The sequence below is a fragment of the Halomonas sp. BC2 genome, assembly GCF_002078115.1.
Classification (GTDB): Bacteria; Pseudomonadota; Gammaproteobacteria; order Pseudomonadales; family Halomonadaceae; genus Vreelandella; species Vreelandella stevensii.
The window spans coordinates 211,960-221,070 of the sequence record NZ_LFGT01000012.1; the positions used below are offsets into that span (position 1 = coordinate 211,960).

The window sequence follows — 9,111 nt, forward strand, 5'->3', positions numbered from 1 at the left end:
GTTGGAACCGAAGGTTTGAATTCAACCTTCGGTCCAACATTTTGCCCGCGCCCTGCAGCGGCCCATCCTCGAACTGGTAAACGGCGCCCAGGCGTTTCAGCGCGGTGATCTTGCCTATCGGCTGGATGAGCGCATGAGCGATGAGTTCGGCCATGTCGCTACCCGCATGAACCTCATGGCCGACGAGCTTCGACAGCATCGCCAGGCGGAGCAGGACCGCCAGCAGCATTTGGAAGATCTGGTAGCGGTGCGTACTCGGGAGCTGGCCACGGCACTGGATAGCCTGCGCCAGCTGGGCCAGCAGCGCCAGCAGCTGCTGGAGGATATCAGCCACGAGCTGCGCACCCCCACCACGTCGATTCGTGGTGAAGCCGAGATCACCCTGCGCGGCGGCATGCGCAGCGAAGCCGAGTACCGCCAGGCCCTGGAGCGAATCGCCAGCGATGCCAAGCGGCTTTCGGACGTGATCAGCGACCTGCTGACCATGGCGCGCAGCGATATCGTCGAGTGGCAGGTGAAACGCCAGCTGCTGGACCCCTGCGTGCCGCTGGCCGATGCCATGGAGCAGGCTTCGACGTTAGGCAGATTGCGTGGTATTGCCCTCCAAGGAGACGTCACTGCCCAGGCCACGGTGCTGGGAGACCCTCAGCGGTTACAGCAGATATGCGGTATTTTGCTGGATAACGCCGTGCACTATTCCCATGCGGGGGGCATGGTGGAAGTGAGCGCTACCACTGAGGTGCTGCAAGGCAAGCAAGTGTGGGTATTGCGGGTGCGTGATGATGGTATCGGGGTGGCGGAAGACGAGCTGCCGCGGCTGTTCGAGCGTGGCTATCGCGGCGTGAAAGCGCGCTCGCACCGCCCCGATGGGCAAGGCGTCGGGCTGGCCATTGCCATGCTGTTGACGCGTTTACATGGAGGTACGCTCAGCCTGGGGGCAGCCCCTGCTGGCGGCTGTGAGGCGCTGCTGCAGCTGCCGGTGCACGCCCAGGCTGGCCACGCGCTGAGCGTCATGAGGTAATCAGGATGCATATAGTCGTCATCGAAGATGACCCCAGGATTCGCGACTTCTTGAGCAGAGGCCTGGCGGCCGAAGGTTATCAGGTAGAAGCGTTCAGTGAAGGGCAGGTGGCGCTGCTGCACCTCGTGCAGTGTGCCCGGGAGCCCGATCGGCAGCCGGTGGTCATTCTGGATAGGCTGCTGCCGGACATCACCGGCACCGATATCTGTCGCAGCTTGCGCACGGCGGGGGTGGCGTTCCCCATTCTGATGCTGACCGCGCTGGACAGCATCGAGGACCGTGTCTCGGGCCTGGAGTCCGGGGCCGACGACTATCTGGTCAAGCCGTTTGCCTTCGAGGAGCTGCTGGCGCGCATTGCCGCCCTGCAGCGCCGTTCCTTGGGCCATTCGGCAAGCCAGGAAGTGAACGAGCTGCGGGTGGGCGACCTGTGCCTGAACCGTGAGCAGCGTAGCGTGACCCGGGGCGGCCAGCGGATCGAGCTGACCCCCAAGGAGTTGGCGATCCTCGAACTGCTGATGAGTACGCCCGGCAAGCTGTACAGCCGAGAGCGCATTCTGGCCAGTGTCTGGGGTGCCCACGAAGACCCGCTGACCAATATCGTCAATGTCTATATTCGGCGGCTGCGAAGCAAGCTGGACGTGCACGGCGCAGGGGAGTCGTTGATCACGACCCAGCGCGGTTTTGGCTACCGTCTGGACCCCGCGCCCTCCCCGTGACTACGTGGTTATTCACCTTGTATTCATCTAAAACTCGCGCTCTGTTAATACTCTGGTGACCTGAATGTAAGTGTTGGCCCCGTATAGTGAACGTCATCCCTGTTGCATGTCACGTCGCAACAGCTGTAACCGTCGAACACACCACGGAGACGACACCATGTTGAAAAAAATTCTACTCGGTACCGCATTAGGGCTTGGCGCCGCTTCTTTGGCCCAGGCCACCGAAGTAACCCACCTGGGGGGAGACATTACCCCCGAGCAGGTGAAGCAGGCTCAGCAGGCGTGGGGTGAGGCGCTGGTGGCGATTGCCACCACCTATGAAAACGACGGCATCGATGCGGCCCGCGAACTGGCCAGCACGATCATCGATGAAGCCTACGGCTATGAGATGGGCCCGGTGCTGTTCAAGCCCACGCTGGCCAGCGAGCCACAAACCTTCCGTACCACGGCTGATGGCGCATTGGCCTACTTCGTGGGCCATAGCGATGAGTTCGCAGAAGACAGCGGCTTTGCGCTGAAAGGCTGGCAAGCGGTTGAGATCGACAATGCGGCCATTTTCATCAGTGGTGATACGGCTCTCACCATGGGCCATGTGGCCATGACCGACAGCGACGGTAACGTCACCACGGTCGACAAGACCTGGGGCTATCAGTTGGATGACGAAGGCAACCTGCGCATCGTGCTGCACCACTCTTCGCTGCCTTATCAGCAGGAAGAGAGCTAACGGATTAGCGGCGAACGCCTGAAAACCAAAGGGCCTGCTGAAGACAGCAGGCCCTTCGCGTTGCGGTTCGAGGCGGTTATTGGCTACGCAGGCAGTGGAGCAGCGCCTGAAGCGGATGAGCCAGCGTTTGCGCTGAGTAACGCTTCACCTGGCTACGGCACGAGTACCCGGTGGCCAGCAGCTTGCCTGCGTTCTCTTCGGCCTCTACCTGAGGCTGCCAAGACTGGGCGTAGATGGTTTTGGAGGTGGCGACGTTACGGCTTTCATGGCCGTAAGTACCCGACATGCCGCAGCAGCCCGTGGTGGCCAGCTCCAGCTGCAAGCCAAAGGCAGCAAACACCTGCTGCCACGCTTTGGGGCTGCCCGGCGCGTTGGTTTTTTCGGTGCAATGGGAAAGCAGCTTGTAGCCCGGGTCATTCAGCTTCACCGGGCTGGGATTGAGCGTGTTGACACGGGTAGCAAGCCACTCCTGCAGCATCAGCACCGTGGGCACCTGTTCGCTGCCCAGCGCTTTGACGTACTCCTGGCGATAGGTCAGCGTCATGGCTGGGTCGATGCCTACCATGGGCACGTCGAACTCGCTCAGCGCCCGCAGGCGCCTGGCCTGCTTGGCCGCGGTGCGCTCGAAGGCACCTAAAAAGCCTTGTACGTGGAGCGGCTTGCCGTTGGCGGAAAACGGCATCACGAACACGCGCAGGTTCAGCCGCGACAGCAGCTCTACGACATCCATCACCAGCCTGGCTTCGAAGTGAGTCGTGAACGCGTCCTGCACGATGATCACGCTCTGCGCGCGCTGCTGCTCGGTGAGCAGGGCCAGTGATGTAGGCGTGGCTTCCGCCACCCCCCAGGCGCGCAGCTGCTTTTTCACGCTGGCCCGGGAGAGCGTGGGGGAGTCGCTGATACCGAGCCCTTTGTGCATCAGTTGGGTGACCCAGCGCTGCCCCAGGGCGGCGTTGTACAGAGGGGCGATCCTGGTCAGCGCGGGCAGCATGAACTCGGTGCCCCCGATCACATAATCGCGCAGCGGTCGCAAATAGCGGCCGTGGTAGACCTCCAGGAACTGCGCGCGGAACTGAGGCACGTTCACCTTGATCGGGCACTGGCCCGCGCAGGACTTGCACGCCAGGCAGCCTGCCATGGCATCGTACACTTCGTGGGAGTAGTCGTGGTGCTGCTGACGGCTGAGGGTGTTCATCACTCGCCTGGGAAAGCTCTTGATAAAGCCCCAGCTGCGTTCGGCTTTCTTCTTGCGCGACTCTTCGACCACGTCGATGCCTGCCTGAGACTGCAAGCGCAGCCATTCACGGATCAGGCTGGCACGGCCTTTGGGAGAGTGTCGGCGGTCGCGGGTGGCCTTCCACGACGGGCACATGGGGTCGTCCACATCGTAGTTGTAGCAGGCGCCGTTGCCGTTGCAGTAAACCGCTGCGTCGTAGGCCTGCCAGGCGCGTTCGTCGATGGTGCGGTCCAGCTGGCCGCGCATCGTCACGCCATCCACTCGCAGCAGCTCCGGGTCGCTCTGTCTGGCGATCAGCGGGGCATTTTCAGCGGGCGAGGCGATCTTGCCGGGGTTGAGCTGGTTATGCGGATCGAAGGCCGCCTTGATCTGTTGCAGGCAAGGGTACAGCTCACCAAAGAAGGTGGGGCCATACTCCGAACGCACGCCCTTGCCATGTTCACCCCACAGCAGCCCGCCATATTTCTGGGTCAGGGCGACCACTTCATCGGAAATCTCCCGAATCAGCGCTTGCTGCTCGGGGTCTTTCATGTCCAGTGCCGGGCGCACGTGCAGCACCCCCGCATCCACATGGCCGAACATGCCGTAGGAGAGCTGGCGAGCATCCAGCGCTGCGCGGAACTCGGCGATGAACTCGGCCAGGTGTTCCGGCGGCACGGCGGTATCTTCCACGAAGGGTAGCGGGCGCTTTTCTCCCTGCACATTGCCCAGCAGGCCCACCGAGCGCTTGCGCATGGCGTAGACTTTCTGAATTTGTGGGCGGCCTTCCGCCAAGGTGTAGCCCAGCCGCTCGACGCGGGTGTCCTGGCCAAGGTGCCGGGTGAATGCCGCCACTCGCTCGGCCAGCGTATCGGCGTCGTCGTCGTTGAACTCGATCAGGTTGATGCCCTGTATGGGCGTGCTGCCCGCCGGGAAGAACTCGGCCACGCTGTCCCAGACGAAATCTTCCATGGCCAGCTGCAGCACCGTGTCGTCCACGGTCTCGATGGAGGTAGGGCGGGCGCTACTGGCCATCAGCGCCTTGGCATCGCGCAGCGCATCCATGAAGCTGGCATAGCGAACGTTCACCAGCGTTGCGTGCTTCGGAATCGGCAGTACGTTCAGCACCGCCTCGTTCAGGAAGCCCAGCGAGCCTTCGGAGCCACACAGCAGGCTGTTCAGGTTGAGCTGGCCGTCCTCACGCAGATGGGCCAGGTCATAGCCGGTCAGGCAGCGGTTGAGCGGGGGGAACTTGGCGTCGATCAACGCCTTCTGCTGGTCGATGATGGTGGCAGCGGTACGGTGTACTTTCCCCAGTACGCCTTTCTCGGCCAGTGCTTGCTGCTCCTCTTCCTCGCTCAGCGGGCGGCTGTGCAGGTGCTGCCCACCGAGCAGGATGGTATCCAGCGCCAGTACGTGATGGCGGGTCTTGCCATATTCGCAGCTGCCCTGACCGCTGGCATCGGTGGAAACCATGCCACCGATGGTGGCCCGATTGGAGGTCGACAGTTCGGGGGCGAAAAACAGCCCGTGGGGTTTCAGAGCGGCATTCAACTGGTCCTTGACCACTCCGGCCTGCACCCGCACTTGCCGTGCTTCCACGTCAATCTCGAGGATCTGGTTCATGTGGCGGGAAACGTCCACCACAATGCCGTCGGTCAGCGATTGGCCATTGGTACCGGTGCCGCCACCTCGGGGGGTCAGCACCACTTCCCGGTGGGGCAGCTCGGCAGCCAGCTTGGCCAGGCGCTCCAGGTCTTCGGCGTGCTTGGGGAAGACCGCTGCCTGGGGCAGGCGCTGATAAATCGAGTTATCGGTGGCCAGCACGGTGCGGTTGGCGTAATCCGGGGCGATTTCGCCCTCGAAACCGCAGGCGCGCAGGGCGTCGAGGAAGCGGACGTAGTGGCCCTTCAAACGTTCAGCGGGGGCCGTGCGGGTATCCAGAGATGCAATCATGGTGAATCGAGCCGTCACTGCTGGGGGCGAATAGGGGAATAGCGTACTTTACCCCAGCTATTCCAGGCGTGCATCTTGCCTGGCCGTTGGCGCTGGCGAGACCGAGAGAGCGCGCCGGTGAGCGGCCATGAAAAAGCGCCCGCCGCCGTGGGCGGTGGGTGCTCGATAGGCATGTCTTGACGCGCATGCCCTGACGTTCATGTCGCTATCAGGTGCGGCTGTTGTTGTAGGTCTCTTCGTTGAGCTCGCCTTCGCTTTTACCGACCAGGGTGGTGACCATCAGGTCGCCCGCCACGTTCACACTGGTGCGGGCCATGTCCAGGATGCGGTCAATACCGGCAACGACGGCGATGGCTTCCAGCGGCAGGCCAATCTGCGCCATCACGATCGACAGCATGATCAAGCCTGCGCCAGGCACCCCCGCGGTGCCAATCGAGGCCAGGGTGCCGGTAGCGACGATCATGGCGTAATCCACCATGGTGAGGTCCGTGCCGGTCATCTGGGCAATGAATAGTACCACCACCCCCTGGTAAAGCGCCGTGCCATCCATGTTGATGGTGGCCCCTACCGGCAGCACGAAACCCGAGACGCCTTCCGAGACCCCCAGATTTTTCTGGGCACAGCGAATGGACACCGGCAGCGTGCCCGCCGACGACGCCGAGGAAAACGCCACGACGATGGCATCGAGGCTGCCTTTCAGATAGCGCACCGGGTTCAGGCGGCCAATCAGCGAAATGAATCCGGAGTAGACCACCAGCACGTGCAGGATGCTGGCCAGATAGACCACGCCAATCAGCTTGGCCAGCGGCAGCAGGATCTCCAGCCCGTATTGCCCGGAGACGTGGGCGATCAAGCCGAACACGCCAAACGGGGCAAACGCCATGACCAGCCCGGTCAGCTTGTACATGGCCTCGGCGAAGCTGTCGAAGACCTTCATGACCGGCTCGCCTTTCTCACCGATCAGCGTCAGCGAAATGCCCAGGCCAATGGCAAACACGATGATTTGCATGATGTTGCCGTTGGCCAGCGCATCGATGGGGTTGCGCGGCACCAGATTGATCAGAATGGACATCAGTGATGGCGCCTCGTTGGGCGACACCTCTGCGTCGAAGCTCAACCCCACACCGGTGCCCGGCTGCAGCAGCGTCGAAAGAATCAGGCCGATACTGATGGCAAAGGCCGTGGTCACCAGATACAGCGCGATGGTTCGCGCGCCGATACGGCCCATTTTCTGCGGGTCGCGCATGGAGGTGATACCCACCACCAGCGTCGAAAAGACCAGCGGCACGATCAGCATCATGATCGCGTTAATGAAAATATCACCCAGCGGCTTGAAGATGCTGGCCGTCTCGCCCAGCAACGCCCCGGCCAAGATACCCAGCGCCAGGCCCGCCAGAATTTTCTTCCACAGCGCGATACCGCGCCACCACGCAAACTTTCCCTGCTGTGCTGTTTCCTGCACGGCGATTCTCCTGTTAGGTCACCATTATTAGCGATTCGTAAAGCGAATCGTCGCGCACTCCACTACTTTTGGCTAATAAGAGGAGGTTGCAAGGCTGTGTTTGATTCTTCTTTAAGAGCATGGGTATAGATTTTAGCTTCATAAGGCACTGAGCTAATCAAGGCCTTATCTGAAACTTAAAAAGTAGATTTTCACCATTGATCAGGTGATATGCCAGTAACACGAGTATCTATTCTCCCTATGTAGATATTCATTCTGGACGGGGTGCGACTTGAGTCGTTCTCGGCAGCGCGTGCCTTGGTAGTATTTTCTATCCGCACGCCCCGGGCGGGGCGCGACGAAGTCGCCGCAGACCAAGGAGTCCCCGTTCCTAGGTTTCTATCCGCACGCCCCGGGCGGGGCGCGACTGGACGATGCCCCGCGTGGACCTGGAGCGCCTGCGAGTTTCTATCCGCACGCCCCGGGCGGGGCGCGACAGGCATTCGTCGCACTGTTTCAGGTTGATTGAGCGGTTTCTATCCGCACGCCCCGGGCGGGGCGCGACTAGACGTTGGCCCAACGTCTAAAGTTAAAGTAAGGTTTCTATCCGCACGCCCCGGGCGGGGCGCGACGTAACGTGAATGCACAGTGCCAATGGTGCCGACCTGTTTCTATCCGCACGCCCCGGGCGGGGCGCGACCAACTGCAAAACGCCGAAAGCGGCGGATCATGCGCTGTTTCTATCCGCACGCCCCGGGCGGGGCGCGACCTTGCATTTCGTTAACAGCGTCTAATATGTCCTGTTTCTATCCGCACGCCCCGGGCGGGGCGCGACAAGCTTGAACATTGCTCAACTAGGTCAACCGAAAAGTTTCTATCCGCACGCCCCGGGCGGGGCGCGACCGCAGAGCTACGCGGGACGAAACGCAGGATGCGCGGGTTTCTATCCGCACGCCCCGGGCGGGGCGCGACGTCGACGGGTGACGCCATCGCACTGTTTGGCAGCGTTTCTATCCGCACGCCCCGGGCGGGGCGCGACCGGTGGTGACGCAGCGGGTAGTAGCGAGGCCGAAGTTTCTATCCGCACGCCCCGGGCGGGGCGCGACGTCAACGCCAGCGTAGGCCGCTACGTCGTCAACGTTTCTATCCGCACGCCCCGGGCGGGGCGCGACGCGGTTAACCACTGATAGAGAGATTCAACCATGGCAGTTTCTATCCGCACGCCCCGGGCGGGGCGCGACGTGACGCTAGCCATCGCGCCGCCCCACAGATCGGACGTTTCTATCCGCACGCCCCGGGCGGGGCGCGACGCGTACTATGCGGTTAACGCCTGCTTTTGCCAGTGTTTCTATCCGCACGCCCCGGGCGGGGCGCGACCACCGGCTGGCACGCGGTGAGCGAGATCCTCAAGTTTCTATCCGCACGCCCCGGGCGGGGCGCGACGCGGCCAGCCACATAGATCCCGCAGTCGGGAATATGTTTCTATCCGCACGCCCCGGGCGGGGCGCGACCCTGGGATAACGACACGTTCACCGATCCGAGAAGGTTTCTATCCGCACGCCCCGGGCGGGGCGCGACGATGGTGCCACGAAGTGGCAATGCTTCACCCGCCTGTTTCTATCCGCACGCCCCGGGCGGGGCGCGACGCGCCTAATCAAAAAGCGCTATCTAGCTACAGTCTGTTTCTATCCGCACGCCCCGGGCGGGGCGCGACTGTATGCCGGTGGCCAGCGCTACCGGGGGCTGGTGTTTCTATCCGCACGCCCCGGGCGGGGCGCGACCACGGCGCATTGCTGACATGGCCAGAAGCCGCTGACGTTTCTATCCGCACGCCCCGGGCGGGGCGCGACTTTTTCGCGTGGGTCAACCAGTGGTCAATCATGGTGTTTCTATCCGCACGCCCCGGGCGGGGCGCGACGTTCCTGGAAGAGGTGTTGTAAGCCATGGCAACTGTTTCTATCCGCACGCCCCGGGCGGGGCGCGACCGAACTGCCCGCCGCGCACGGCTACGGTGTATTTTTGTTTCTATCCGCACGC

The 9,111-nt window shown here is 62.5% G+C and carries 6 protein-coding genes and 1 CRISPR repeat array; of the genes, 3 read left to right on the plus strand and 3 right to left on the minus strand.

The annotated features are described in order from the left end of the window. The first annotated feature begins 52 nt into the window (after positions 1 to 52). From B7L71_RS09925 to B7L71_RS09935, 3 genes are all read left to right on the plus strand, one after another. A complete protein-coding gene (locus B7L71_RS09925; RefSeq protein ID WP_283160411.1) occupies positions 53 to 1,021 on the plus strand; it encodes a sensor histidine kinase in 969 nt (322 codons plus the stop codon). A 5-nt stretch (positions 1,022 to 1,026) separates the two neighbouring features. Continuing rightward, positions 1,027 to 1,737, plus strand: a complete 711-nt coding sequence (locus B7L71_RS09930; RefSeq protein WP_081137625.1) for a response regulator transcription factor — start codon at positions 1,027 to 1,029, stop codon at positions 1,735 to 1,737. Positions 1,738 to 1,894: 157 nt separating this feature from the next. Further along, a complete protein-coding gene (locus B7L71_RS09935; protein ID WP_081137627.1) occupies positions 1,895 to 2,461 on the plus strand; it encodes a phosphoribosyl-AMP cyclohydrolase in 567 nt (188 codons plus the stop codon). A 76-nt stretch (positions 2,462 to 2,537) separates the two neighbouring features. Here B7L71_RS09935 and ydiJ read toward each other — a convergent pair whose 3' ends face one another. Genes ydiJ through B7L71_RS09945 form a run of 3 tightly spaced genes read right to left on the minus strand, consistent with a single transcriptional unit; the run spans position 2,538 to position 7,095 of the window. After that, entirely contained in the window at positions 2,538 to 5,633 is a 3,096-nt protein-coding gene (ydiJ, locus tag B7L71_RS09940; RefSeq protein WP_081137629.1) for a D-2-hydroxyglutarate dehydrogenase YdiJ, read from the minus strand. Positions 5,634 to 5,647: 14 nt separating this feature from the next. Then, the gene (locus B7L71_RS17465; RefSeq protein ID WP_212636748.1) at positions 5,648 to 5,806 is read right to left on the minus strand and encodes a hypothetical protein; all 159 of its coding nucleotides are present in this window, start codon (positions 5,804 to 5,806) and stop codon (positions 5,648 to 5,650) included. 35 nt (positions 5,807 to 5,841) lie between these two features. Beyond that, on the minus strand, positions 5,842 to 7,095 hold the full coding sequence (locus B7L71_RS09945) for a dicarboxylate/amino acid:cation symporter (protein ID WP_039180974.1): 1,254 nt from the start codon (positions 7,093 to 7,095) through the stop codon (positions 5,842 to 5,844). A gap of 306 nt (positions 7,096 to 7,401) precedes the next feature. Then, a CRISPR array of direct repeats spans positions 7,402 to 9,059; the repeat unit is 33 nt; unit sequence GTTTCTATCCGCACGCCCCGGGCGGGGCGCGAC. The last annotated feature ends 52 nt before the right edge of the window (positions 9,060 to 9,111 follow it).

Coding starts and splice junctions, on each gene's coding strand:
- B7L71_RS09930 (WP_081137625.1), top strand. CDS start 1,027: ATGCATATAGTCGTCATCGAAGATGACCCCAGGATTCGCGACTTCTTG.
- B7L71_RS09935 (WP_081137627.1), top strand. CDS start 1,895: ATGTTGAAAAAAATTCTACTCGGTACCGCATTAGGGCTTGGCGCCGCT.
- ydiJ (WP_081137629.1), bottom strand. CDS start 5,633: ATGATTGCATCTCTGGATACCCGCACGGCCCCCGCTGAACGTTTGAAG.
- B7L71_RS17465 (WP_212636748.1), bottom strand. CDS start 5,806: ATGCCTATCGAGCACCCACCGCCCACGGCGGCGGGCGCTTTTTCATGG.